The following is a 23,300-nucleotide window of genomic DNA, read 5'->3' as shown; positions in this document are numbered from 1 at the left end:
CATGCGTTCCCCCGGAGGCCGACATGTGGTCGCGTAGGTTCCTCGTCCCCGCGGCCGGGCTGGTGCTCGGCGGCGCCCTCGCCGTCCCCGCCGCGGCCGCGCCCCCGCCGCGCGCCGCGGCGTGCTCGCCGTCCGCCGCGCTGCTCGGCTTCACCGACGCCCTCGACAAGGCGACCCTGGACGGGACGGCCGTCGCCGGGCTCTCGGCGCTCGCCGTCACCCGCCCCGGCCGCGCCCTCGCGCTCGTCGACAACATCGGCACCACGCCCGCCCGCGTGTACGGCCTCGACCTGCGGACGCGCCGCGGCGGCCTCCACGCGGAGGCGCGCGGATCCACGATCCTGAAGCGGCCCGACGGCACCCCCTACACCGGCGCCGATCTCGACGGGGAGGGCCTCGTCGCCGAGCCGGGCGGACGCACGGTGCTCGTGAGCTCGGAGACCGAGCCGTCCGTCCGCCGCTTCGACGCGCGGACCGGCCGCCGGCGGGCCGAGCTGCCGGTGCCCGCGCGGTTCCGGGTCGCCCCGGCGGGCGGCGCCGTCGCCAACCAGACGTTCGAGGCGCTCGCCGCCACCCCCGACGGCCGCACCCTGTACGCCGGGATGGAGGGCCCGCTGGCGGCCGACGCGCCCGGCGTCGTCCGGATCCTGCGCTACGACCGCCGCCCGGGCCGCGACCACCGGCCCACCGCCCAGTACGCCTACCGGACGGACCCGGGCCTCGGCCTCGTCGAGCTCGTCGCCCTCCGCGGCGGCGGCCTGCTCGCCCTCGAACGCGGCTGGACGTCCGGCGTCGGCAACACCGTCCGGGTCTACGCGGCGTCGACGCGCCGCGCGGCGGACGTCTCGGACGCCGCGTCGGTCCCCGCGGACTCCCCGGCCGTGCTCCGCAAGGAACCGCTGGTCGACCTCGCGGACTGCCCGCCGTCCGGCGCGACCGCGAAGCAGCCGCAGCCCAACCCGCTCCTCGACAACGTCGAGGGCATGGCGCTCGGCGGCCGCGCGCCGCACGGGCGCCGCGTCCTGTACCTCGTGTCGGACGACAACGGCAGCGCCGCGCAGACCACCCGCGTGTACGCGCTCGCCGTGCGCGTCCGCGCCTGACCGCCCCGAACGCCCGGGCACCGCCCGGGCCGGCCGAAGGAGAACCCATGATCCGTGCCGGTGCCCCCGCGGCGCTCGCCGCCGCGGCGACCGCGGCGGCGGCCGTGGCCCTGCCCGCGCCCGCCGCCTCCGCCCACGCCGGACGCCCCGCGCCCGACGTCCGGTTCGCCACCTTCAACGCGTCGCTGAACCGGGCGGCCGAGGGCGAACTCGTCGCGGACCTGTCCGGCCGCACCGACGAGCAGGCCCGGACGGTCGCCGAGATCATCCAGCGCGCCCGCCCGGACGTCCTGCTCGTCAACGAGTTCGACTACGACCGGCGCGGCGAGGCCGCCCGGCTGTTCCAGGACAACTACCTGTCGGTCGGGCAGGGCGGCGCGGACCCCATCCGCTACCGCTACCGCTACACGGCGCCGAGCAACACCGGCGTCCCGTCCGGCCTGGACCTGAACAACGACGGCGAGGCGGTCACCGAGCCCGGCTCCGACCCCTACGGGCAGGACGCCTACGGCTACGGCGTGTTCCCCGGCCAGTACGGCATGGTCGTCTACTCCCGCTACCCGATCGACCGCCGGCAGGTCCGCACCTTCCAGAAGTTCCTGTGGAAGGACATGCCGGGCGCCGCCCTCCCGGACGACACCACCACCCACACCCCGTCCGACTGGTACAGCGACGAGGAGCTGGCGAAGGTCCGGCTGTCGTCCAAGAGCCACTGGGACGTGCCGGTCCGCGTGGGCCGCCGCACCGTGCACTTCCTCGTCAGCCACCCGACGCCGCCGTCCTTCGACGGCGCCGAGGACCGCAACGGGCGCCGCAACCACGACGAGATCCGCTTCTGGGCGGACTACGTCCGGCCGTGGCGGGGCCGCTACATCTACGACGACCGCGGGCGGCGCGGCGGCCTGGCGCCGGGCGCCCGGTTCGTCATCGCCGGGGACCAGAACGCCGACCCGAACGACGGCGACGGCTTCAACGGAGCGATCCGGCAGCTCCTCCGCAACCCCCGCGTCGACGCGTCGTCCGTGCCGTCCAGCCGCGGCGCCGCCGAGGCCGCCGAGGTCCAGGGCGGCGCGAACCGCGGCCACGAGGGCGACCCGCGCCACGACACCGCCGACTTCGCCGACACGTCCCCGGGCAACCTGCGGGTCGACTACGTCCTCCCGTCGCGGGGGACGCGCACCGTCCGAAGCGGCGTGTTCTGGCCCGTGTCGTCCGACCCGCTGTCCCGGCTGACCGGCACCTACCCGTTCCCGTCCTCCGACCACCGCCTGGTCTGGCTGGACGTCCGCCGCTAGGCGCGGCGCCGCGCTCCCCGGCGGCGAAGGACGGCGCCCGCCCCGCCGGACCGGGCGGAGCCGCCGGGGCGGGCGGGCTCACTCGGCGGCGGCCAGCGTCCCGTCGTCGCGGATCGTCCGGAGCACGTCCCTGGCGGCCTCCAGGGTGCGGTCGACGTCCTCGGCGGTGTGCGCGGCGGAGATGTGGTTGCGCTTGAGGGAGAGCGGGAGCATCAGGAAACCGCGATCGGTCATGCGCCGGTGGAAGGCCACGTACGCGGCGTCGTTGTTGCGCATGAGGTCGCGGTAGCCGCGGATCGGCGCGCCGGTGAAGTAGAGGGCGAAGACGCCGCCGAACCCCGCGGCGGTGGCCGCGATGCCCAGTTCGGCGCAGATGCCGTCGAGTCCGGCCCGCATCCGGTCGCCGAGGGCGTGGGTGCGCCGGTAGAAGTCCGGGTTGTCGCGCAGGTAGGTGATGGTGGCGATGGCGGCCGCGGACGAAACGGGGTTGCCGTTGAAGGTCCCCGCCAGCAGGACGTCCCCGCCCGCGGAGCTGAAGTGCTCCATCAGCCGCCGGGGTCCGGCCAGCCCGGCGATCGGGTAGCCGTTGCCCATCGCCTTCCCGAACGTGGTGAGGTCGGGCGTGACGCCGCAGATCTCCTGGTAGCCGCCCAGCGCGTGCCGGAACCCGGTGATGACCTCGTCGAAGATCAGCAGCGAGCCCTGCTCCGCGGTCAGGGCGCGCAGGCCCTCGGCGAACTCCCGGGTCGGGACGAGCGCGCCGACGTTGTGCGGGATCGGCTCCATGATCACGGCGGCGATGCGGTCCGGGTGGGCCTCGTACAGGGAGCGGACCGAGTCCAGGTCGTTGAACTCGGCGATCAGCGTCGAGCCGAGCGCCTCGGGAAGGATGCCGCCGGAGAGCGGGTCGCTGCCGTAGGCGCGTTCCGGCGGGGAGATCACGTTCCGGGCGACCGCGTCGTGCCAGCCGTGGAAGCCGCCCTGGAACTTGACGATCAGCGGGCGGCCGGTGACCGCGCGGGACAGCCGCACCGCCTGCGCCGTGGCCTCGCTGCCCGACATCGCCGAGATCATCTGCTCCGCGGACGGGATCGCCTCGGTGACCAGCCGCGCCAGCTCGATCTCGGGCGCGGTGACGCCCCAGCCGACCAGGTCCAGCCCGCCGATGGCCGCCCGCACCGCGTCGTCCACCTCGGGCGCGGCGTGGCCGAGCAGGATCGCGCCGAACGCGGCGTGGTAGTCGAGGTAGCGGCGGCCGTCGGTGTCCGTGACGTACGCGCCGGACGCGGCGGCGAGCGCGTGCGGCGGGCCGACCAGGCGGGTGGCGGAGTTGACGCCGCCGGGGATCACCTCCCGCGCGGCGGCCAGCGGGTCCCCGCCGGAGGATGGCCGGGCCAGGTCGGCGGTCGTCATCGGGTTCCCCCCAAGTGAATGAGCAGACTGTAACGGTCTCGTTTCGGCGTGGATGTTGCATGAAAAGGCGTTCCATGTCAACGGTTCTGTCGGGAAGGAAGGCCACTGAGCAGGGAGGGGGTAAAGAAAAATCCACCGACCTCTTGACGTTTGAATCGCTCACCGCTCAGTATTCACCGGCATGGAATCCCTTTCCGCGACAGTGCGGGTGCTGGTCGTCGGCACCGGCTTCATCGCCGCGCAGCACGCGGCCGCGATCCATGCCGAGCCGCGCCTGGAACTCGCCGGCGTCGTGGACGTCGACGCGGGCCGGGCCGCCGCCGCCTCCCGCGCCAACGGCGGCGTCCCGTGGTACACCGACCTCGGCGCCGCGCTGGCCGAGACCGGCGCGGACGGCTGCGTGGTGTGCACCCCCAACGACACGCACGCGGGGATCGCCGAGCGGGTCGCCGCGGCGGGCGCGCACCTGCTGATCGAGAAGCCGCTCGCCACGGACGTCGCGGGCGCCCGGCGGGCCGTCGAGGCGTTCGCGCGTGCGGGGCGGGTGCTGATGCCCGCGCACAGCCACCGCCACTATGACTACGCGCTGACGGTCCGGGACGTGATCCGCTCCGGCGAACTCGGCGACGTCGACCTGGTCCGGCTGTCGATCCTGGGCGGCTGGATCTGGCCCGACTGGCGCGGCTGGATGCTCGACCCGTCCCGCTCCGGCGGCCACGCCCTGCACAACGGCGTCCACCTGCTGGACCTGGTCACCTGGTGGACGGGCGACGTCCCGGAGACGGTGTACGCCCGCGGGCGCCGCCAGACCGCCGCCGAGCTGGACATCTACGACTACCTCGAGATGACGGTCCGGTTCGCCGGCGGCGCGGTCGCGGTGTGCGAGATGAGCCGCGGGCACCGGCCCGCCTCCTACGCGCGCCGGGACGTGCTGGTCACCGGAACCGGCGGGCTGCTGTCGCTGCCCTGGGACGCCGAGTCCGGAACCGTCACCGACGAGTCGGGCACGGCGCTGCTGCCGCCCGGCGGCACCGACGGGTTCGCCACCCAGATGGCCGCCTGGGCGGACGCCGTCACCGGCGCCCCGGCCGCCGTGTCCGGTGCCGACGGCCTGCTGGCCGTCGGCATGGGCGTCGCGGCGGAACGTTCCATCGCCACCGGCCTGCCCGTACGGGTCGACGACGTCGTTAAGGAGGCCGCGTGACACCGCGCACCGCGACACCGCGAACCGTGGCACTGCGGACGCTGCCCTGGGGAACGAGCGGCCTCGGCACGCAGGACCACCAGAGCGACATGTACGTGCCCGCCTTCCGCGCGCACCCCGGCTTCGCCCTCGTCGAGGCGGCCGCGGACGACCTCACCGCGGCGATCGCCGAGACCGGCGCCCAGGTCGTCTCCGTGTGCGCCCCGCCCGGCGAGCGCGCCGACCGGATCGTCGAGGCGCTGCGCGCCGGCTGCCACGTGCTGGCCGACAAGCCGATGGCGCTGGACGCCGCGGACGCGCGGCGCGTCGAGGACGCGGCCCGGGAGACGGGCCTGGTCTGCATGCCCGCGCACCACCACCGCTTCGGCGCGGCCGTCCGCTCGGCCGGAGCCGCCCTGGCGGCGGGACGCATCGGCCTGCCCTGGAACGTCCAGGCCGATTTCCTCGTGGACGGCGGGGACCCGTGCCCGCAGGGCGAGCTGGTGAACTTCGGGCTCTACCCGGTCGACGTGGTGCTCGCACTGACCGGCCGGGCCGTCCGCCGGGTGCACGCCCTGCCGGGCCGCGACCCCCGCCGCTCCACCGTGCTCCTCCTCGACCACGACCACGGACTGACCAGCACCATCACGGTCGGCCGGCTGCCGGGAACCACGGCCCCGTACGGGAGCGTGGCACTGCACAGGTACCGGATCAGCGGGTCCGGCGGCGTCATGGACGTCGACGCGACCCGCCCCGCGGCGGCCGTCCGGACGGTGCTCGGCACCCGCGCGGCCTGGCACGCGGACGGCACGGTCGGCCGGATGCTCACCGCCCTGCACACCGCGATCGTCTCGGGGCGCCCGCCCGAGGCCGGCCCCGCGGACGCCGCCGCGGCCCTGCGCGTCACCGACGCCGCGGCCCGCTCCCTCGCCCTCGGCACCCCCGTGCCGCTCGACCCCACTGTGCCGCTCGACCCCTCGGAGGACTGACGCATGAAGCTCGCCACCTACCGCCTGCCCGGCGACGGCGGGGTCCGCCACGGCCGGATCACCGACGCCGCGACCGTCACCGACCTCGGCCCCGGCGACCTGAGCGCCGTGCTCGGCGCGCCGGACGCGCTGCCGGAGCCGTCCGGCGAGCACCCGCTGGCCGAGGTGACGCTGCTCGCGCCGCTGCTCCGGCCGGGCAAGGTGCTCGCGGTCGCCGCCAACTACCAGGAGCACGTGGAGGAGACCGGCGGCGACCGGCTGGACAAGTCGCGGATCTCGCCGCGGCTGTTCCTCAAGCCCGCCACCGCGGTCAGCGGCCCCGGCGAGGAGATCGCGATCCCGTCGGTGAGCCCGCAGGTGGACTGGGAGGCCGAGCTGGTCGCGGTGATCGGCCGCGGCGGCAAGGACATCCCGCTCGACAGCGCCCTGGAGCACGTCGGCGGCTACACGATCGGCAACGACGTGTCCGGCCGGAAGATGGACTACGGGCACGAGCGCGACACCGGTGACCCGATGGTCGGGTTCTTCGACTGGCTCAACGGCAAGTGGCCGGACGGCTTCGCCGCCATGGGCCCGTACCTGACCACGGCCGACGAGGTGCCCGACCCGCAGAAGCTCGACGTGACCATGGAGGTCAACGGGCGGGTGCGGCAGCAGGGCGACACCGGTCAGATGATCTTCAGCGTCGCGGAGCTGGTGGCGTTCGCGTCCCGGCTGATGACGCTGGAACCCGGCGACGTGCTGTACACCGGCACGCCCGCCGGAGTCGGTTTGGCATCGGGGGAGTTCCTGTCCGCGGGCGACGAGATGACGGTCCGCGTGACCGGTCTCGGCAGCCTGGTGAACCGGGTCCGCTGAGCGGACCGCCGTGGCCGGGCGGGAGCCCGGCTACCGAGAAGAGGCAGTCATGACCATTCCAACCGGCATGCGTCCAACCGGCATGCGTCCAACCGGCATGCGTCCGACCGGCACGCGTCGAACCGGCATGCGCGGGCGCATCGGCGGGCGCGGCGGGGCGGCGGCCCTCGGCGCCGTGCTCGCGGCGGGCGCCCTCGCCGCGTGCAGCTCCGACCCCACCCAGCAGGGGGCGGGCGACACCGGCGTTCTGAACATGTACCTCTACCAGAAGCCCAAGACGTTCAGCCCGCTCGCGCCCAACAACGGGCCGGACCAGCTCGTCATGTCGTTCATCTTCGACTCGCTGTACGGCGCGGACGCCTCCTACGAGCTGACCCCGCGGCTCGCCGAGGCGGCGCCCGAGGTGTCCGGCGACGCGAAGACCATCACCATCAAACTCAAGCCGGGCCTGAAGTGGAGCGACGGGAAGCCGCTGACGGCGAAGGACGTGGTGTTCACCTACACCGCCCTCGCCGACCCGGAGACCGGCAGCGCCCAGTCGGGCAAGTTCGCCGCCGTGAAGGGCGCGAAGGAACTCGCGGACGGCGACGCCGACACGCTCGACGGCGTCACCGCGGTCGACGACACCACCGTGAAGATCACCACGACCCGTCCGGCGGCGGGCCTGGCCGGGCTGATCGGCAACACGCCGATCCTCCCCGAGCACGTGCTGGGCGCCGTCCCCGACAAGGACCTGGGCGGCCACGCGTTCTTCACCCGGCCGACCGTCTCGTCCGGCGCGTTCACGTTCGTCCAGTACAAGACCGACCAGTACGTCGAGCTGGCCGCGAACCCGAACCACCGCGAGCCCGTCTCGATCAAGAAGGTGTACCTCAAGCCGGTGACCTCGGACGTGGCCACCGCGCAGCTGGGCACCGGGGAGATGGACCTCGTCCAGGTGGCGCCGACCGACCTGCCGACGGTCGAGGCGATGGACGGCGTCAAGGTCGCGACGGCCAAGAGCCCGGGGTTCAACCGGATCGCGGTCAACCAGAGCCAGGACCGCTTCAAGGACGCCAAGGTGCGGCAGGCGATGCTGCACGCCATCGACCGCAAGGGCCTGGTGGACAAGGTGCTCGGCGGCGCCGGCACCGTCGTCGACTCCAGCTTCTACGGCGAGCTAGCCCCGGCGGGCGAGCGGTACCCCTACGACCCGGCCAAGGCCAAGAGCCTGCTCGCCGAGGCGGGCTGGGACCCGTCCGAACCGGTCACCCTGTCGTGGGTGCCGGGCCAGCGCGACCGCGACACCGCCGCCACCGTGATCCAGAGCCAGCTCGGGGCCGTCGGCGTGAAGGTCGAACTCGAGCAGGTGCAGGCGGACGCGCTGCTGTCGTCCTACGAGGACCGGAGCTTCGACCTGGCGCTGTTCGGAGGCGGCAACTACGCCACCGAGCCGTCCACCGTGGGGACCATCGACGGCTGCGACGCCGGCTACCCGGACGGCGGCAACATCGGCCACTTCTGCGACGAGGAACTGGACCGGCTGCTGGAGCGCGCCGACGCCGTCGCCGACCCGGCCGAGCGGAAGGGCCTGTTCCGGCGGGCGGCCGAGATCGAGCAGGCCGGGGTCCCGTACCTGTGGCTGTACAACCCGGACACCATCTGGGCGTACCGGACGAACCTGGCGGGCTTCGAGCCGTCCGGCATGCCGACCAACGAGCTCGGGTTCTGGAACTTCGCGAACTGGAAGCTGAGCTGACCCGGCCTCCCGGACCGCCGGGCACCGGGACGCGCCCCGCCGCGGGCGCGTCCCGTCCCGGCCCGGGCTCGGGCGATCAACGAGAGGAGGTGAACGCGTGGCGCTCTACGTCATCCGGCGCCTGCTGGTCAACCTGCTGGTGTTCGTCCTGATCAGCGTCGGGATCTTCAGCCTGGTGCGGCTCGCCCCCGGCGACCCGGTGCGCATGATGGTCAACCCCGAGCAGATGCAGAGCGGGGGCGCGGCGTTCATCGAGGCCAAGCGGCACGAGCTGGGACTGGACCGGCCGGTCTTCGTCCAGTACTGGAACTGGCTGGCGGACGCGGTGCGGGGCGACCTCGGGTACTCCTACGTCGGCCACCGGCCGGTGTCCGCGGTGCTCGGCGAACGCGTCGGGCCGACGCTGCAGCTCATGGGGGCCGCGCTGGCGGTCGCCCTGGTGGTGGCGGTCGCGCTGGGCGTGGCCGCCGCGGTACGCCGCAACTCGGCGGTCGACTACGGCGCCACCGTGATCGGCCTGGCCGCGGTGTCGGTCCCGCCGTTCTTCCTGGGCATCGTCGGCATCTACGTGTTCTCGCTGAAGCTCGGCTGGCTGCCGTCCGCCGGGATGACGACGCCCGGCGACGGCGGGCCGCTCGACCAGCTCCGCCACCTGGTCCTGCCGGGGCTGATCCTGGCGTTCGTCACGGCCGGGCCGTTCACCCGGTACGTGCGCGGCGGGCTGGTGGACGAGCTCGGCGCCGACTACGTCCGGACGGCCGAGGCCAAGGGCGCGGGCCCGGTCCGGGTGGTCCTGCGGCACGCGCTGCGCAACTCGCTGATCCCGCTGATCACCGTGGTGATGTACCAGATCCCGCAGATGCTGGCGGGCGCGGTGGTGATCGAGCAGGTCTTCGCCTGGCCCGGCATGGGGCAGCTGGCGGTCAGCTCGATCGGGCAGCACGACTACCCGGTGATCGTCGGGTTCGCGCTGTACGTGGCGGTGCTGGTGCTGATCTGCAACCTGGTCGCGGACCTGCTGTACGCGGCCGTCGACCCGAGAGTGAGCCTCCGGTGACCGCGTCGATCCTTCCCACCGGTGAGAAGACCGGCAAGGCCGCGTCGGCGTCACCGCGGGCCCGGGCCCTGCGCCGGTTCCGCCGCAACCGGCTGGCCGTGGCCGGGGCGGTGGTGCTCGCGGTGATCGCGCTCGCCGCGCTGCTGGCCCCGCTGCTCGCGGGGCACCCGCCGAACGCGGTGAGCCTGGACGCCGTCCGGGAGGGCCCGTCCGCGCGGCACTGGTTCGGCACCGACACCTCCGGCCGCGACGTGTTCGCCCGGACGCTGTACGCGGGACGGGTGTCGCTGCTGGTCGGGCTCACGGCGGCGCTCGCCGCCGTGCTCCTCGGCACCCTGCTCGGCGCGGTGGCCGGCCTGTTCGGCGGCTGGGCCGACAACGTGATCATGCGGTGCGCGGACATCGTGATGTCGTTCCCGACCGTGGTGGTGATCCTGGTGCTGGCCGGCATCATCGGCCCGAGCGTGCCCGTGCTGATCGCCGCCATCGGGTTCACCCAGTGGCCGGTCGCGGGACGGGTCGTGCGCGGCGTGACGCTGGCGCTGCGCGACCGCGAGTACATCCAGGCGTCCCGCGCGGCGGGCGCGAACTCCCGGTGGCTGATCCGCAAGCACATCGTCCCGGCGGCGCTGCCCCCGGTCACCGTGACCGGCACGCTGGCCGTCGCGCAGGCGATCATGCTGGAGACCACCGCGTCCTTCCTCGGCCTCGGCGTCCGCCCGCCGCAGGCGAGCTGGGGGAACATGCTGAACGACGCGCAGAACCTGACGCTCGTCCAGACCATGCCGTGGCTGTGGATCCCGCCCGGCATCGCGATCGCGGTGACGGTGCTCGCCGTCAACTTCGTCGGGGACGGGCTGCGGGACGCCGTCACCCCGGCCGGACGGGGTGGTGACAAGTGAACGCTCCACTGCTGGAGATCGAGGACCTCGTCGTCGAGTTCGACACCGACGAGGGCACCGTCCGCGCGGTGGACGGCGCCGGATACACCGTCCTGCCGGGAGAGACCCTCGGCGTGGTCGGCGAGTCGGGGTCGGGCAAGAGCGTCACCGCGATGTCGGCGCTCGGGCTGATCAAGCCGCCCGGCCGGGTGGCGTCCGGACGGGTCGTGTTCGACGGCGTCGACCTGCGCGGGCTGCCGCCGCGCGAGCTGCGGCGGCTGCGCGGCGGCCGGATCGCGATGATCTTCCAGGATCCGATGACCGCGCTGAACCCGGTCATGACGATCGGGGGGCAGCTCACCGAGGCGCTCCGGCTGCACGACGCGCGCATGTCCCGGGCCGCGGCGCGGCGCCGCGCCGCCGACCTGCTCGCGCTCGTCGGGGTGCCGGGCGCCGCGAAGCGGCTCAAGCAGTACCCGCACGAGTTCTCCGGCGGGATGCGGCAGCGCGCGATGATCGCGATGGCGATCGCCAACGAACCCGACCTGCTGATCGCCGACGAGCCGACCACCGCGCTGGACGTCACCGTCCAGGCCCAGGTGCTCGACCTGCTGCGGGAGGCCCGCCGGGAGACCGGCGCCGCCACCGTCCTGATCACGCACGACCTGGGCGTGGTCGCCGAGATGGCCGACAGGGTCGTGGTGATGTACGCGGGCCGCGTCGTCGAGCACGGCCCGGTCGCCGAGATCTTCCGGGCGCCGCGGCACCCGTACACCCGGGGGCTGCTGGACAGCCTGCCGCGGATGGACGAGGACGCCGACGAGCTGACCCCGATCCCGGGGGCGCCGCCCGCGCCGGGCGAGGTCACGGCCGGCTGCCCGTTCGCGCCGCGGTGCGCGATGGTCCGCGACAGGTGCCGGACGGAGCGTCCCGAACCCGCCCCGACCGGGCCCGGACGGACCAGCGCCTGCCACTTCCACGCCGAACTGGCCGGGGAGGACACCGATGGATGACACCGAGGAGGTCCTGCGCGTCACCGGGCTGGCCAAGCACTACCCGGTGCGGTCGGGCCCGCTGCGCCGCCGGACCGGCAGGGTGCACGCCGTGGACGGCGTGGATCTCGCCCTCCGGGCCGGCCGGACCCTGGGCCTGGTGGGCGAGTCCGGCTGCGGCAAGACCACGACGGGACGGATGGCGGTCCGGCTGCTGGAGCCGACCGCCGGGAAGATCGTCGTGGCGGGACGGGACGTCACCCGCGCCCGCGGCGCCGACCTGCGCGCGCTCCGCCGCGACCTGCAGCTGGTGTTCCAGGACCCGTACGCGTCGCTGTCGCCGCGCATGACCGTGCACGACATCATCGCCGAGCCGCTGCGCGTCCAGGGACGGTACGACGACGGCGGGGCGAAGCGGGTGGCGGAGCTGCTCGACATGGTGCGGCTCGCGCCCGCGCACGCCCGGCGCTACGCCCACGAGTTCTCCGGCGGCCAGCGGCAGCGCATCGGCATCGCCCGCGCCCTCGCGCTCGACCCGAAGGTGCTCGTCCTGGACGAGCCCGTCAGCGCCCTCGACGTGTCGATCCAGGCGCAGGTCGTCAACACGCTGCGCGAACTCCAGCGCGACCTGGGCGTGGCGTACCTGTTCATCTCGCACGACCTCTCGGTGGTGCGGCACGTCTCCCACGAGATCGCCGTGATGTACCTCGGGAAGGTCGTGGAGCGCGGGACCCGGGAGGACATCTTCCGGCGCGCCGCCCACCCGTACACGCAGGCGCTGCTGTCGGCCGTCCCGCGCCCCGAACCGGGCGGCGCCGGGCGCCGCGACCGCATCACCCTCACCGGGGACGTGCCGAGCCCCGTCGACCCGCCGTCCGGCTGCCGGTTCCGCACCCGCTGCTGGAAGGCCCGGGACGTCTGCGCGGCGGAGGAGCCGCCGCTGGTCGTCCGGGAGGGGAGCGGCCATCCGGTCGCCTGCCACTTCCCCGGACCGGCCGAACCCCGCACCGGCACCACCACGACGAAGGAGACCCTGTGAACGACGCCGACACCCGCCTGGCCGCCGCCCCCGCCGACCCCGCACCGGCGGGGACGCGCCCCGCGGTCGCCGCCGTCCGGCGCGCCGGGACGCGGCTGATCGCCTCCGGGCAGGTCGCCGTCCGGGACGGGAAGCTGCTGGCCGAGGGCCGCGTCGGCGACGGCGTCGCGTTCGACGAGGCCCGCGCGTGCGCGCGGCAGTGCGCCCGCAACGTCCTCACCGCCGTCCGGGACGAGTTGGGCGGGCTGGACGGGATCGAGCAGGTCGAGGCGGTGACGATCTGGGTGGCGAGCGCGCCCGGCTTCACCGACCAGCACCTGGTGGCCGACGCCGCGACCGAACTGCTCCTGGAGGTCCTCGGCGAGACGGCGGGACGGCACGCGCGGGCCGCGCTGGGCGTCGCCGCGCTGCCGACCGGCAGCCCCGTCGAGGTCCAGGCGACCTTCCTGCTGCGCTCATGACCGACCTGCTCATCACGGGCGGGACGGTCGTCGACGGGACCGGCGCCGCCCCCGTCCGCGCCGACGTCGCCGTCACGGGCGGCCGCGTCGAGGCGATCGGGGACCTGGCGGGACGCCCCGCCGCGCGGACCCTCGACGCGTCCGGGCACGCGGTGACGCCGGGCTTCGTCGACGTCCACACCCACTCCGACCTCACCCTGCTGTCGGGGCCGGAGGCGCACAGCGCCGTCCGGCAGGGCGTCACCTCGGTCGTCGTCGGGAACTGCGGCCTCGGCGTGGCGCCGGTCGCCGCCGACCCGGCCGCGCTGCGCGCCGCGGCCGGCTACCTCGACCTGGACCCGGCCGTCCGCTGGACCTGGTCGGACCTGCCCGGATACCTCGCGGCGCTCGACGCCGCCCGCCCCTCGGTCAACGTCGCCGCGCTCGTCGCGCACATCCCGCTGCGGGCCGCCGCGGTCGGGTTCGCGGACCGCCCGGCCGGCGCGGCCGAACTCGACCGGATGCGCGGCCTGCTCGGCGACGCGCTCGCCGCCGGGGCCGCCGGCGTCTCCACCGGCCTGGTGTACGCGCCGGCCTGCTACGCCCGCGACGACGAACTGCTGGCGCTCGGACGCACCGCGGCCGAGCACGGGCGCCTGTTCGCCTGGCACGTCCGCGACTACGCCGACGGGCTGCTCGACTCCGTCCGCCAGGCGCTCGCGGTCGCGTCCGCCACCGGCTGCCGCACGCAGATCTCCCACCTGGTCGCGGTGGGGCGGCGCAACCACGGCTCGGTCGCCCGCGCCCTGGACCTCATCGACGACGCCCGCGCCGGCGGCGCGGACGTCGCCTTCGACGTCTACCCCTACCTGGCCGGGAACGCGCCGCTGTCCCAGCTGCTGCCGGACTGGGCGCAGGAAGGCGGCGAGGACCCCATGCGCGGCCGCCTCGCCGACCCGGACGTCCGCGCGCGCGTCGCGGACGAGTGGCGCGACATGCCGCTCACCTGGGACGACATCACGGTCAGCCGCGTCCCGGACGGACCGGCCGGCTCGGGCGACGGCGACGGCGAGGCCGGCGGCGCGATCGTCGGCCGGACGATCGCCGAGATCGCCGCCGCGGCCGGCACCGACCCGTCGCGCGTCGCGCTCGACCTCGCGGCCGAGCACGGCAACGGCGTCCAGATGATCGCCGCGGGCCGCGGCGAACGGGACCTGCTGGACGCCCTCGCCCACCCGGCCGCCGTGATCGGGTCGGACGGGCAGGCGCTCGACCCGGACGGCCCCACCGGCGGCGGCGCCCCCCACCCGCGCTCCTACGGCTGCTTCCCGAGGCTGTTCGCGGAGTACGCGCGCCGCCCCGGAGGGCTCCCGCTGGCCGAGGCGGTGCGCAAGTGCACCTCCGCGCCCGCCGAGCGGGCCGGGCTCGCGGACCGCGGCGTCCTCCGCGAGGGCGCGGTCGCCGATGTCGCCGTGTTCGACACCGAACGGATCGCCGATCGGGCTACGTTCGCTTCACCCCAGCGGTTTCCGGACGGGATCCGCGCGGTCGTCGTCGGCGGCCGTCCCGTGGTCGAGGACGGCGTGCACGGCGGCGCGCGTCCCGGCGAGATCCTCCGCATCCCCTGAACGAAGGCGAGGCACCCATGGCACGAACCACGGCACGCCGCCGCGACGTGGACGACGACCGCCCGGCGTCGGCCAACTACCACGCCAACGCGCTGGCCCGCGGGCTGGCCCTGCTGGAAAGGCTCGCCGCGCAGGGCGCGACGCTGACGCTGAACGACTTCGCCGCCGACACCGGCCTGCCGAAGAGCACCCTGGTGCGACTGCTCGCGGTCCTGGAGGAGATGGAGTACGTGGTGCGCGCCGACGAGCGCCCCGCGTACCGGCTCGGGCACAAGACGCTGGCGCTGTCGACGGCCTACCTGTCCGGTCTCGACCTGTCCCAGATCGCCGGCGCCCACCTCGCCGGGGTCGCCGCGGACACCGGGCAGACCGCCAACCTCGGGGTGCTGGACGGGCCCGAGGTCCTGCACGTGTGCGTCCGGGAACCCGACCGTCCGATCCGGTTCCACATCCTGCCCGGCACCCGCGACGCCGCCTACTGCACGGGCCTCGGCAAGATGCTCCTCTCCCGCGTCCCCGCCGCCGGCCGGGCGCCGCACCTGCCGCCCGAGCCGTTTCCGCGCCGCACCGACATGACGCTGACCACGTCCGCCGCCCTCGCCCGCGACCTGGCGGCCACCGCCGAGCGGGGGTACGCCCTCGACGACAACGAGGGCAGCGTCGGGCTGCGCTGCGTCGCGGTCCCGGTCGAGGTGAACGGCGTCTGCGTGTCGGCGGTCAGCGTGTCCGGGCCGTCCGCCGAGTTCGGCGACGACCGGATCGCCGCCCACCTGGACCGGCTCCGCGCGGCCGCGGCGGCCCTCGCGGCCGACGCCGACGTCGTCGCGGCCCTGGAACACCTGCACTCGTCGCTGCGCTCCGGCGCACCCGGCACACCGGAGGACAATTGATCGACTTCCACACCCACTGCCAGCGCCCCGAGCACTGGGGCCACGAGTGGGACGACCACTGGGAACCCGTGTACGGCCGGGGCGCCCACGAGTTCGGCCCGGCCGACTACGACCGGGCGATGGCGGACGTGACCGCCGCGTGCGTCTTCGGCATCCGCGCCACCGCCGCCGGGGTCCTCACCCCCAACGACCACACCGAGCGCTTCTGCGCGGAGACCCGCACGGACACGATCGGTTTCATGGCGCTCGACCCGACCGACCCCGACGTCCTCGACCAGCTCGCCGACGGCGTCCGGCGCGGGCTGCGCGGCATCAAGCTGTACCCGGTGCTGGCGCTGTTCGACCCGACCGACACCGCGTACGACCCCTTCTACCGGGCCGCGACCGAGGCGGGACTGGTCGTCCTGTGGCACATGGGGGCCACCCCGAGCCCGGCCGGGGACCTGTCGGTCAGCAACCCCCTGGTGGTGGACGACGTCGCGCGGCGGCACCCCGGCCTCGTCCAGATCATCGCGCACCTCGGCCATCCGTGGCAGCGCGAGACGATCGTGACGCTGCGCAAGAACCGGCGCGTGTACTCCGACGTGTCGGCGAGCTGGGCCCGCCCGATGGACGGCTACCTGGCGCTGGCCCGCGCCCAGGAGTGGGACGTGGTCGACCGGCTCGTCTTCGGCTCCGACTACCCGCTCTGGACGCCCGCCGAGGCCGTGGCCGGGCTGCGCGAGATGGTCGGGCGGCGCCCGTCCGGCTTCCCCGAGATCAGGCCGGAGACCGTCGAGTGGCTGCTCGACGGCGACCCGCGTCCGGCGATGGGGCTCGCGTGAACGTGCCGCTGGCGGAGATGGCGACCCCCGCCCTGCTCGTCGACCGGGCCCGCATGGAGGCGAACCTGGCCGCGATGGCGGCGTCCGTCGGCCGCGCCGGCGTCGCGCTGCGCCCGCACTTCAAGACGTCCAAGTGCGTGGCGGTGGCCCGCCGCCAGCTCGCCCACGGCGCGGTCGGGTTCACCTGCGCGACGCCCGCCGAGGTCGCCCTGCTGCAGGACGCGGGGGTCGCGGACCTGCTGTGGGCGCACCAGCCGGTCGGGCCCGCGAAGGTCGACTTCGCGGTCCGGGCCGCCGGGCGGGGCGGGCTGACCGTCGCGCTGGACTCGGCGGAGGCCGCCGGGCCGCTGTCCCGGGCGGCCGCGGCCGCGGGCGTCGCCGTGCCGTTCGTCCTGGAGGTCGACACCGGCCTGCACCGGGCGGGCGTCGATCCCGACCGGGCCGTGGCGGCCGCCGCCGCGATCGCCGCGCTGCCCGCGCTGGAGCTGCGGGGCGTCCTCACCCACGAGGGCCATCTCGCCGCGCACGGCTCCGACCGCGCCGGGCTGGAGGCCGCGGGCGACCTGGCGGGGCGCACGCTCGTCCAGGTCGCCGAGGCGCTGCGCGCCGACGGCCACGCGTGCCCGCTGGTCTCGGTGGGCTCCACGCCGGGCGCGACGTCCGCGCCGTTCGCCGAGGGCGTCACCGAGGCCCGTCCCGGTACGTACGTCTACTACGACTCCAACCAGGTCGGGCTCGGCAGCGCGCGGGTCGAGCAGTGCGCGCAGACGGTGCTCGCCCGCGTCACCAGCGCCCAGCGCCCCGGAACGGTCATCATCGACGCGGGAATCAAAGCGATGAGTTCCGACACCATCGCCACGGCCGGAATTCTCGGCATCGTTTGCGACGTCGACGGCGTGCCCATGGAAGGAATCCGTTTCGGCAACGCCAACGAGGAGCACGGTTACCTCACCGGCCCCGGCACGTCCAGGCTTCGCGTGGGGGACCTGCTGCGCATCATTCCCAACCATGCCTGCGGCACGACCAATATGTGGAGCGCCGTACATTTCGTGGACGCCGGTTCGGCCGTAGAACGGCACCCGATCGAGGCCCGCCACTGAATCCTGCGCCACGGTCGCAAAACTGAAAACGCATGAGCCCGGATCCATTGACATGGAATGATATTCCGTGTTTTATCCGGGCTTATGTTGTTCAAACGAGCGATGTCCATCGCCCTGGGTGCGGCGCTCCTGCCGGCCCTGTCCGGCGCCGTGGCGCACGCGGCCCCGCCCGACGCCTCGACCCCGGACCGGCCCGACGTGATCGTGGGACAGGCGGCCCCGGGGAAGAAGCTCCACTTCCCCAACATGGAGCGCCTCCACGACGGATCCCTCTTCACGGTCGTCCGCGAAGGGGCCGGGCACACCGGACAGGACGGCCGGCTCCTCATGCTGACGAGCCGCGACGGCGGCCGGACCTGGACCTCCCCGGCGGTCGCCCACGACTCCCCGTACGACGACCGCGACCCGATGATCGCCCAGCTGTCGTCCGGCCGGCTCGTCCTGAGCTGGTTCCAGATCGACTACTCGGTCTCGCCCGCCGAGCCGATGGGCACGTTCGTCCGGCACAGCGACGACGGCGGCGCCACCTGGTCCGAGCCCGTCGCGGTGGGCACCGCGATGAGCGGCGAGTCCGACATCGTCGACACCTACGAGCTGGGCTGGGCGGCGAGCCACGGGCAGGTCAAGGAACTGCCGGACGGCGAACTGGTCATCCCCCTCTACGGCACCGTCCCCGACGACCGCTGGCAGCGCGCCACCGTCGTGCGCAGCCTGGACGGCGGCGAGACGTGGGACGCCGGCACCGAGGCGACGATCGGGGCCGCGGAGGGCACCCACTTCCAGGAGCCCGTCCTCACCGTCCTGCCCGACGGCACGGTCCACGCCCTGCTCCGCATCGGGACGGCGGCCTCCACGATGGGCGCGGTCCGCTCGCGCGAATCCTGGTCCCGCGACGGCGGCCGCACCTGGAGCGCGCCCGCCGAGATCGACATGGTGACGTCCTCCGCGCACACCGAGGTCCTGCGCAACGGGGACGTCTTCCTCGCCTACGGCGACCTCTCCGGCCGCTTCACGAGCCGCCGCGGCACCGTCGGCGCCGTCCTGCGCGACCCCGGACGCTCGTGGACCGGAGCCCCGCGCGACCTCGTCTACGACTCCGGCACCGGCGACCAGGCCAACCCCGCGGTCGCCGAGGTGCGGCCCGGCCGCGTCCTCGTGCTCGGCTACGACTCGACCTCCGGCCGCCTGATCGGCGACTTCGTCGACGTCCACGGCATCCGCCCCGACCGCCCCGACCCGAGGCGCGTCGACCTGGCCGCCCTGCACGCCGCCGGCCGCCTCACCATCGACACCGACCTGACGTACACGGCCGCCGACCGGCCGGACGTGGGCCCCGCGGGCGCGATCGACGGGGTCGTCGGCTACAACGACGCCGCGTGGGCGCCCCGGTCGGGACCGGCCCGGTACACGATCGCCTTCGACCGGCCGACCCGCGCCGCCCAGATCGGCGTCTCCCTCAAGCCCGGCCACGCCGAAGCGGCGACGGTCCGGGTCCGCGCCGCCGACGGCACGTGGCGGACGGTCGGCGAACTCGACCACCGCGTCCGCTGGGGCGACGACCTCACCTGGTTCCCCGCCGCCCCCGGCGCACCGATCGACCGGATCGCGGTCGAGATCACGCAGGCCGACGGGTGGGCCGTCCTGTCCGAGGTCGCCGTCCGCGCCCCCGGACGGCACTGACCGCGCACGGAACGCGCCGGTCCCCTCGGGGATCCGGCGCGTTCCCCGTCACCCCCGCACGCTCTCGATGATCCGCTCGAAGTCGTCGGCGCCGTGCCCGTCCTCGACCTGCCGCCGGACGAGCCCCGCGACCATCTCGACCGGCACCGGCTCGACGCCCTGCTCGCGGCTCGCCCGGGCGATCGCGTCCAGCGCCGCGGCCGTCCAGTCGAGGCTCTGCCCCGCGTCGCCGCTGCCGCCGCCGTCCACGACCCGCGCCATCTCCGGGAGGGCCCCGGTCATCGCGGCGAGGAACGGCGCGGCCCGCGCGGCGAACTCCGCGGCCGTGATCCCCGCCGCCCGCACCATCGCCGCCCCGTGCAGGAACCCGCTGAACAGCGGGTACATCCCCGCCAGCATCGCGAGGTCGAACAGCGACGCCGTCCCGGCGTCCGCCCCGTCGTACACCGCGTCCGCCCACAGCCCGAACAGCTCCCGGTGCTCCTCGAACACCTCCCGGGACCCGCTGTAGAGGATCTGCCCGCCCGGAGCGCCGATCATCGGCGGCGTCGCCATGATCGCCCCGTCCAGGTACGCGATCCCGTGCGCGTCCGCCCACACGGCCAGTTCCCGCGCCTCGCCCGGCGTCGTGGTCGTCAGGTTCACGACCGTGCGCCCCCGCAGCCCGTCCGCCACCGGGGCGAGCGTCTCGTGCACCGACGCGTGGTCGAACAGGCACACCACCACCGGGCCGCCCGCGGCCACCGCGTCCCGCAGCCCGGCCTCGACGGCACCCCGCCGGACCAGGTCGTCCGCCCTCCCCGGCGTCCGGTTCCACACCGCCACCGGACGCCCGGCGTCCACGAGCGCACCGGCCAGCGCCCGTCCCATCGCACCCATCCCGAGCATCGCGACGGGAACCCGCGTCTTCGCCATGGAAGCAACTCCTCGATCGTCGATCGGTCGCCTCCATGCTGGAACCGTCCCGCCGAACCCGGAAGTACCCACTATCTTCTGGGGTACTTACCTCCGAGTTAGTGGGTGCGCATGACGAAGCCGGCCAGGCGCGGACCGTACTTCTGCGGAATCGACGCCGCCCTCGACGTGGTCAGCGGCAAGTGGAAGGGCCTGATCCTCTGGGAACTGGACGAACTCGGCACCCGGCGCTTCGCCGAACTCCGCCGCGGCCTCCCGGGCGTCAGCGAGAAGATGCTGACCCAGCACCTGCGCGAGATGGAGGAGGACGGCCTGATCCACCGCAAGGTCTACGCCGAGGTGCCGCCCCGCGTGGAGTACTCCCTCACCGAGCACGGCCGCGCCCTCAACAAGGCCCTCGAACCGCTCGGCGCATGGGGCCGCGACCGCATCCGCCGCGAGGCGTCCGACCTGGTGGACCACCCCGAAGTCCCCCCGATGCCCCGCCCCTGACGGTGGTGGCGCCCCCGGCAGGATTCGAACCTGCGACACCCGCTTTAGGAGAGCGGTGCTCTATCCCCTGAGCTACGGAGGCCGGTCGTCGCTCGCCGCACGAGCGTAGCGGACGGCACCTACAGGGTAGAGGACGGGCGCCGATGACGCGCGTCCTTATCCCCTTCGCCCGTCCTGTCCCGTCGATCGCGGCGGATGTGGGATGAGTTGACATCCGGTGCGCGGAATCTGTGGGGATGGCGCTAGGCGGAGTGCGACGACCTCGGTACGCTTCGGTGCCGTGACGGGTCGGCATCGTGGGCAGTCGGAGGCGGGCACGGCCGAAGAGCGGACGCCCCGGCGGAGACGGGCGGCGGTCATCGGCGTGCTGGTGGTGGTGCCGGTCCTTGCGACCCTCGGCGCGTTCACGTTCGGGGGCGACCGGGACGGCTCGGCCCGCGCCGCGGCGCCCGTCCAGCAGATGACGCCGGCGGCGGAGCCGACGTACGGGAAGTACGTCGCGCCGGAGGCCGGGCCGCAGGCCGACACCCTCACCCCGCCGCCGCCGCCGCGGGCGCCCGCGCCGACGGCCGCGACGCCGCGCAGGTCGTCCGCGCCGAAGCGGGCCGAGCGGTCCAGGGAGCGGCGCGAGTGCAGGTGGGAGGACGTCCCGTTCCTCGAACGGTGGTGCCGCTGGCGCGGCCGCGGCGACCGCTGAACCGTCGCCGGATCGGCACCGCGATGACGCAGGGTGCCCGTCCCGGTTCTGGTAGCGTTCTGGCGCTGATCCGCATTCGGGCATCAGGAGGAAAACCACCGTGCCGAACCCCCGGTCGGCTGCGCTGACCGCGGTCTTCCTGGTGATGGCGATATTCTCCGCGCACGGCGTCGCGAGAGCGGCCGACAACCCGGCCGATGCCTTCGAGAAGCTCCGCAGCGAGGCCGCGAAGGCCCGCGAGGAGCTGGAGAAGGCCACGGGCGAGATGAAGGACCGCCGGCAGGCCCTCAAGGAGTCGCAGGAGAAGCTGCGCACCACGCTGAAGGACCTGGCCGCGGCCGAGGCCGAGCTCAACCGGATCCGCGAGCCGGTGGCCCGGCTGGCGAACACGTCCTACCAGCATCCGGACGCCACCGGCTCCCTCGCGATCTTCGGCGGCGGCAGCCCGGTGCAGGTGCTGCGCTCCACCGCGGACGTCACGATGCTCGCGCAGACGCAGCAGGCGCTTGTGGACCGTGCCGACGACCTCCAGGGCCGCCACCGCGAACTCGCGTCGACCGCGCAGGAACTGCAGTCGAGCAACGCGGTCGAGCAGGCCCGCGTCGAGCAGGACATCGCCTCGCTCAAGAAGCGGTCGGCCGAACTCACCGAGCAGCTCAACGGCCTGCTCGGCGACCTCCCCCGGTCGAAGCGGGTGCAGCTCGAGTGCGACGAGGGCCTGGTGGCCGAGGCGAAGGGGTTCCCGAACGGGCTGATCCCGTCCAAGTACCTCTGCGACCTGCCGCAGAAGGGCCACCAGCTCCGCGCGGACGCCGCCCTGGGGTTCTACAAGCTGAACACCGCCTACAAGGAGCGGTTCGGCCGTGAGATGTGCGTGACGGACGCCTACCGCAACCTGTCCGAGCAGCACAGCGTCTACGCGCGCCGCCCCGGCTTCGCCGCCGTCCCCGGAACCAGCAACCACGGCAAGGGCCAGGCCCTCGACCTGTGCGGCGGCGTCCAGAGCGCCGGGTCCGTCCAGTTCGCGTGGATGGAGGCCAACGCCGAGCGGTACGGATGGTTCCACCCGGCGTGGGCCTACAGCAATCCGTTCGAACCGTGGCACTGGGAGTACGGGACCGACAGCGCCCACTGACCTCAGACGGACGCCTGGACGGGCGTGACCTCCGCGGTGCAGAACCGGCAGCGGCGCGCCTTGACCGGGATGCTCCCGAGGCACTCGGGGCAGTCCCGCTCGGTGACCTCCTTGTTGCGGTCCATGCGCTCGATGAGCTTCGACATCGGCAGCACGACGAAGAAGTACACGACCGTCGCGGTGATCAGGAACGCGATCGCCGAGGTGAGGAAGATTCCGTACGGGAACTTCGTTCCGTTGACGGTCACGGCGAGGCCGGTGTAGTCGGGCTCGCCCCCGATCAGCGCGATCAGCGGGTTGATGAACGAGTCGGCGAAGTCCTTCACGAGGCTCGCGAACGCCGCGCCGACCACGAACGCGACCGCGAGGTCGACCAGGTTGCCGCGCAGCAGGAACTTCTTGAAACCACCCATTGAACGCTCCACTCCTCGGGGGTGACGCGCCCATACGAACGCGCCGCTGAACCGCCCGGCACACAACCCGAACAGCACGCACCGGAACGGTCACGGATCGTATGGTTTCCCCACCCATTTCGCCAAGTCACACCCATCCCACCGCGGCCGGGTTGAGCGCTTTCACCCTCGCTCAGGTGAGTGACTGCGAAGCCGGACGCCTCCGTGCCGGTCGACCGCCCTCGGGGCCGGAGGTCAGGTGGGGGCGATTGTTACGGAGAGGTCCGTTCGGGCTCCGGCCAGGGCGGAGGCTTGGGATCTGGTGGTGGCGAGGACCAGGAGGGCGCCGTCGCGGGTCGCTTCCTCGTCGGCGGCCGGTACTGCGATCACCGGGACGGACGACACCACCACGCGCGCGCCGCCCCACGGTGACGCGTCGCCTGCCGGACGGGCGGAGGGCGCGGCTGGAGATCGACGAGCACCACCGGCACAAGGACGTCTACGAGCACTCGCTGATCGTCCTGGAGCAGGCCATCGCCCAGGAGGAGGACGGGCCCGA

Annotated in this window: 22 protein-coding genes and 1 tRNA gene; 19 read left to right on the top strand and 4 right to left on the bottom strand. The window is 74.1% G+C overall.

Annotation, left to right across the window (positions count from 1 at the left end; all coding sequences use genetic code 11):
* Positions 1-23 precede the first annotated feature (23 nt).
* Together DMH08_RS10650 and DMH08_RS10645 are read left to right on the top strand one after the other, a co-directional pair.
* Positions 24-1,103: an esterase-like activity of phytase family protein gene (locus DMH08_RS10650; protein ID WP_125613344.1), complete on the top strand. Its 1,080-nt coding sequence runs from the start codon at positions 24-26 to the stop codon at positions 1,101-1,103.
* A gap of 47 nt (positions 1,104-1,150) precedes the next feature.
* Positions 1,151-2,398: an endonuclease/exonuclease/phosphatase family protein gene (locus DMH08_RS10645; RefSeq protein WP_125613343.1), complete on the top strand. Its 1,248-nt coding sequence runs from the start codon at positions 1,151-1,153 to the stop codon at positions 2,396-2,398.
* Positions 2,399-2,476: 78 nt separating this feature from the next.
* Here DMH08_RS10645 and DMH08_RS10640 read toward each other — a convergent pair whose 3' ends face one another.
* Positions 2,477-3,811, bottom strand: coding sequence for an aspartate aminotransferase family protein (locus tag DMH08_RS10640; RefSeq protein WP_125613342.1), 1,335 nt, complete (start codon positions 3,809-3,811; stop codon positions 2,477-2,479).
* A 181-nt stretch (positions 3,812-3,992) separates the two neighbouring features.
* On the opposite strand from DMH08_RS10640, the gene DMH08_RS10635 reads away from it, so the two are divergent.
* The 14 genes from DMH08_RS10635 (at position 3,993) to DMH08_RS10570 (ending at position 19,110) form a co-directional block, all read left to right on the top strand.
* On the top strand, positions 3,993-5,015 hold the full coding sequence (locus DMH08_RS10635; protein ID WP_125613341.1) for a Gfo/Idh/MocA family protein: 1,023 nt from the start codon (positions 3,993-3,995) through the stop codon (positions 5,013-5,015).
* Positions 5,016-5,041: 26 nt separating this feature from the next.
* Positions 5,042-5,983, top strand: coding sequence for a Gfo/Idh/MocA family protein (locus DMH08_RS10630; protein WP_125613340.1), 942 nt, complete (start codon positions 5,042-5,044; stop codon positions 5,981-5,983).
* Positions 5,984-5,986: 3 nt separating this feature from the next.
* Positions 5,987-6,841: a fumarylacetoacetate hydrolase family protein gene (locus DMH08_RS10625; RefSeq protein WP_125613339.1), complete on the top strand. Its 855-nt coding sequence runs from the start codon at positions 5,987-5,989 to the stop codon at positions 6,839-6,841.
* Between the two features lie 127 nt (positions 6,842-6,968).
* Positions 6,969-8,579, top strand: a complete 1,611-nt coding sequence (locus DMH08_RS10620; RefSeq protein ID WP_158642288.1) for an ABC transporter substrate-binding protein — start codon at positions 6,969-6,971, stop codon at positions 8,577-8,579.
* A gap of 97 nt (positions 8,580-8,676) precedes the next feature.
* Positions 8,677-9,636: an ABC transporter permease gene (locus tag DMH08_RS10615; RefSeq protein ID WP_026402314.1), complete on the top strand. Its 960-nt coding sequence runs from the start codon at positions 8,677-8,679 to the stop codon at positions 9,634-9,636.
* The gene (locus DMH08_RS10610; RefSeq protein WP_064743612.1) at positions 9,633-10,538 is read left to right on the top strand and encodes an ABC transporter permease; all 906 of its coding nucleotides are present in this window, start codon (positions 9,633-9,635) and stop codon (positions 10,536-10,538) included. Before DMH08_RS10615 ends, DMH08_RS10610 begins: the two co-directional genes overlap by 4 nt.
* Positions 10,535-11,530 (top strand): ABC transporter ATP-binding protein, encoded by a 996-nt coding sequence (locus DMH08_RS10605; RefSeq protein WP_199747729.1) that lies wholly within the window; start codon positions 10,535-10,537, stop codon positions 11,528-11,530. Before DMH08_RS10610 ends, DMH08_RS10605 begins: the two co-directional genes overlap by 4 nt.
* The gene (locus DMH08_RS10600; protein WP_125613337.1) at positions 11,523-12,548 is read left to right on the top strand and encodes an ABC transporter ATP-binding protein; all 1,026 of its coding nucleotides are present in this window, start codon (positions 11,523-11,525) and stop codon (positions 12,546-12,548) included. The genes DMH08_RS10605 and DMH08_RS10600 overlap by 8 nt, the downstream gene beginning before the upstream one ends.
* Positions 12,545-13,009 carry a RidA family protein gene (locus tag DMH08_RS10595; RefSeq protein WP_125613336.1) on the top strand — a complete coding sequence of 155 codons (465 nt, stop codon included), beginning with the start codon at positions 12,545-12,547 and terminating at the stop codon, positions 13,007-13,009. Before DMH08_RS10600 ends, DMH08_RS10595 begins: the two co-directional genes overlap by 4 nt.
* Positions 13,006-14,616: an N-acyl-D-amino-acid deacylase family protein gene (locus tag DMH08_RS10590; protein WP_125613335.1), complete on the top strand. Its 1,611-nt coding sequence runs from the start codon at positions 13,006-13,008 to the stop codon at positions 14,614-14,616. The genes DMH08_RS10595 and DMH08_RS10590 overlap by 4 nt, the downstream gene beginning before the upstream one ends.
* A 17-nt stretch (positions 14,617-14,633) precedes the next feature.
* Complete coding sequence (locus tag DMH08_RS10585; RefSeq protein ID WP_084550164.1) at positions 14,634-15,506, top strand: IclR family transcriptional regulator; 873 nt, start codon at positions 14,634-14,636, stop codon at positions 15,504-15,506.
* On the top strand, positions 15,503-16,330 hold the full coding sequence (locus tag DMH08_RS10580; protein WP_034517710.1) for an amidohydrolase family protein: 828 nt from the start codon (positions 15,503-15,505) through the stop codon (positions 16,328-16,330). Before DMH08_RS10585 ends, DMH08_RS10580 begins: the two co-directional genes overlap by 4 nt.
* Positions 16,327-17,430, top strand: coding sequence for an alanine racemase (locus DMH08_RS10575; RefSeq protein WP_051300599.1), 1,104 nt, complete (start codon positions 16,327-16,329; stop codon positions 17,428-17,430). Before DMH08_RS10580 ends, DMH08_RS10575 begins: the two co-directional genes overlap by 4 nt.
* A 102-nt stretch (positions 17,431-17,532) precedes the next feature.
* Positions 17,533-19,110 (top strand): sialidase family protein, encoded by a 1,578-nt coding sequence (locus tag DMH08_RS10570; protein WP_158642287.1) that lies wholly within the window; start codon positions 17,533-17,535, stop codon positions 19,108-19,110.
* Between the two features lie 48 nt (positions 19,111-19,158).
* Here the strand turns inward: DMH08_RS10570 and DMH08_RS10565 are convergent, their stop codons facing one another.
* Complete coding sequence (locus DMH08_RS10565) at positions 19,159-20,025, bottom strand: NAD(P)-dependent oxidoreductase (protein WP_125613333.1); 867 nt, start codon at positions 20,023-20,025, stop codon at positions 19,159-19,161.
* A gap of 111 nt (positions 20,026-20,136) precedes the next feature.
* On the opposite strand from DMH08_RS10565, the gene DMH08_RS10560 reads away from it, so the two are divergent.
* Entirely contained in the window at positions 20,137-20,517 is a 381-nt protein-coding gene (locus tag DMH08_RS10560) for a winged helix-turn-helix transcriptional regulator (RefSeq protein WP_026402306.1), read from the top strand.
* A gap of 6 nt (positions 20,518-20,523) precedes the next feature.
* Here the strand turns inward: DMH08_RS10560 and DMH08_RS10555 are convergent.
* A tRNA-Arg gene (locus tag DMH08_RS10555) sits at positions 20,524-20,599 on the bottom strand.
* Between the two features lie 198 nt (positions 20,600-20,797).
* Here DMH08_RS10555 and DMH08_RS10550 point away from each other — a divergent pair.
* Both DMH08_RS10550 and DMH08_RS10545 read left to right on the top strand, forming a co-directional pair.
* On the top strand, positions 20,798-21,214 hold the full coding sequence (locus tag DMH08_RS10550) for a hypothetical protein (RefSeq protein ID WP_125613332.1): 417 nt from the start codon (positions 20,798-20,800) through the stop codon (positions 21,212-21,214).
* 100 nt (positions 21,215-21,314) lie between these two features.
* Entirely contained in the window at positions 21,315-22,349 is a 1,035-nt protein-coding gene (locus DMH08_RS10545) for a D-alanyl-D-alanine carboxypeptidase family protein (RefSeq protein ID WP_034517708.1), read from the top strand.
* A gap of 2 nt (positions 22,350-22,351) precedes the next feature.
* On the opposite strand, the gene mscL is transcribed toward DMH08_RS10545, so the two are convergent.
* The gene (gene mscL / locus DMH08_RS10540; RefSeq protein WP_026402304.1) at positions 22,352-22,762 is read right to left on the bottom strand and encodes a large conductance mechanosensitive channel protein MscL; all 411 of its coding nucleotides are present in this window, start codon (positions 22,760-22,762) and stop codon (positions 22,352-22,354) included.
* Positions 22,763-23,300: the final 538 nt, after the last annotated feature.

It is taken from the genome of Actinomadura sp. WAC 06369 (assembly GCF_003947565.1).
Lineage (GTDB): Bacteria > Actinomycetota > Actinomycetes > Streptosporangiales > Streptosporangiaceae > Spirillospora > Spirillospora rifamycini.
Note: the sequence above shows the minus strand (reverse complement) of the source record. Positions and strands in the feature narration are given on the sequence as shown.

Bases quoted from the DNA above. Each gene is read 5' to 3' on its own strand.
- DMH08_RS10650 (WP_125613344.1), top strand. From the start codon at position 24: ATGTGGTCGCGTAGGTTCCTCGTCCCCGCGGCCGGGCTGGTGCTCGGC.
- DMH08_RS10645 (WP_125613343.1), top strand. From the start codon at position 1,151: ATGATCCGTGCCGGTGCCCCCGCGGCGCTCGCCGCCGCGGCGACCGCG.
- DMH08_RS10640 (WP_125613342.1), bottom strand. From the start codon at position 3,811: ATGACGACCGCCGACCTGGCCCGGCCATCCTCCGGCGGGGACCCGCTG.
- DMH08_RS10635 (WP_125613341.1), top strand. From the start codon at position 3,993: ATGGAATCCCTTTCCGCGACAGTGCGGGTGCTGGTCGTCGGCACCGGC.
- DMH08_RS10625 (WP_125613339.1), top strand. From the start codon at position 5,987: ATGAAGCTCGCCACCTACCGCCTGCCCGGCGACGGCGGGGTCCGCCAC.
- DMH08_RS10620 (WP_158642288.1), top strand. From the start codon at position 6,969: ATGCGCGGGCGCATCGGCGGGCGCGGCGGGGCGGCGGCCCTCGGCGCC.
- DMH08_RS10600 (WP_125613337.1), top strand. From the start codon at position 11,523: ATGGATGACACCGAGGAGGTCCTGCGCGTCACCGGGCTGGCCAAGCAC.
- DMH08_RS10590 (WP_125613335.1), top strand. From the start codon at position 13,006: ATGACCGACCTGCTCATCACGGGCGGGACGGTCGTCGACGGGACCGGC.
- DMH08_RS10585 (WP_084550164.1), top strand. From the start codon at position 14,634: ATGGCACGAACCACGGCACGCCGCCGCGACGTGGACGACGACCGCCCG.
- DMH08_RS10570 (WP_158642287.1), top strand. From the start codon at position 17,533: ATGTCCATCGCCCTGGGTGCGGCGCTCCTGCCGGCCCTGTCCGGCGCC.
- DMH08_RS10565 (WP_125613333.1), bottom strand. From the start codon at position 20,025: ATGGCGAAGACGCGGGTTCCCGTCGCGATGCTCGGGATGGGTGCGATG.
- DMH08_RS10560 (WP_026402306.1), top strand. From the start codon at position 20,137: ATGACGAAGCCGGCCAGGCGCGGACCGTACTTCTGCGGAATCGACGCC.
- mscL (WP_026402304.1), bottom strand. From the start codon at position 22,762: ATGGGTGGTTTCAAGAAGTTCCTGCTGCGCGGCAACCTGGTCGACCTC.